Genomic DNA, 1,205 nt, shown 5'->3' with positions numbered 1-1,205 from the left:
CCTGGGGCGGTAAACAACTCATCATAAAAGTTTTCAGGATTATAAGCGTCAAAGGGCATCGGTTTTCAGTAACAAGGAACGAGGAAAAAGGACAATTTTAATCTATTTACCAGTTATTACAATCCAGGTTTAGCTTTATCTGTGTCCGCAAAATGTCATTTTAGCTACTTTTTCAAGATTTTTTAAGGCTGAAAAGAGGTATCGTAGTTATTAGCGATCGCTTAGATGCTTATGAATCAGTATTATAAATAATAAACTGTTAACCAACAAGCTTCAGAGTCATTATAACAGGGCAAATTTATCCACATAATCTAGAAAAAAATATTTCATTTACAATGGCGATAGTGGTTTGATAAAGACTCTGATAGATATCGGATACGATAAAAGCAAAAAAATGATTGTCTTAATTTCTGAATATAAATCACTATACTAGAGATTAAAACTATGCCCTTTTTTCCACAGCAAAATGTTCTTGAAATCTTTCAAAACAACACTAGTCGTTATTTTCCTCTGACTCAGTTTATTCAGGATGTCATGCGGGGAGAATCTGCTTTTACTCCTGGCGAAAGAGAATTAATGGCAGCTTATGTATCAGGTTTAAATGCTTGTGACTATTGCTATGGTTCGCATCAGGCGATCGCAGTCGATCTTGATGTCGATCCTAATTTGCTCGAAGCTATTCTCAAAGATATCGCCACTGCACCAATTGAAAAACATTTACGCCCTATATTTTCTTTAGTGCAAAAGCTTACCCTAACTCCTAGTAAAATTACTCAGGCTGATATAGATGCTGTTTTGACAGCAGGTTGGGATGAACAAGCAATCAAAGATGCGATCGCGGTTTGCTCCTTATTTAACTTGATGAATCGATTAGTCAATGGCTTTGGCTTAGAACAACCCAATCAAGCACAATTGGCTGGGATGGCTCAGATGATTAATGCCAAAGGCTATCAAGCTACTGTTCAGTCTGCCAATTAAGGAATATGAAGTCTAAAGGCGATCGCAAATTATCTTCTAAAACATACCAGCTACCATCCTTATCCCTGACTAAATCTGTCCCCGTAATATGACACCAAATTTTTTTTGGCGGTTGGATTCCTCTGCATGGCTTGAGAAATCCCGAAGCCGTATTAATTATTTCGACTGGTATTTTGCCATCTTGAATAATTTTTTGTTCGCTATAAATATCGTTTAAAAATAGGTTG

1 protein-coding gene and 1 pseudogene are annotated in these 1,205 nt (G+C 36.5%); one reads left to right on the top strand and one right to left on the bottom strand.

The genetic code is table 11. The features are described 5' to 3' along the window. The first annotated feature begins 444 nt into the window (after positions 1-444). Positions 445-978: a carboxymuconolactone decarboxylase family protein gene (locus tag H1P_RS35530; RefSeq protein WP_144876504.1), complete on the top strand. Its 534-nt coding sequence runs from the start codon at positions 445-447 to the stop codon at positions 976-978. Between the two features lie 16 nt (positions 979-994). Here the strand turns inward: H1P_RS35530 and H1P_RS35525 are convergent. Continuing rightward, a pseudogene (locus H1P_RS35525) lies at positions 995-1,205 on the bottom strand (circularly permuted type 2 ATP-grasp protein); the annotation flags it as partial.

The organism is Hyella patelloides LEGE 07179 (assembly GCF_900659865.1).
GTDB classification, from domain to species: domain Bacteria; phylum Cyanobacteriota; class Cyanobacteriia; order Cyanobacteriales; family Xenococcaceae; genus Hyella; species Hyella patelloides.
Note: the sequence above shows the minus strand (reverse complement) of the source record. Positions and strands in the feature narration are given on the sequence as shown.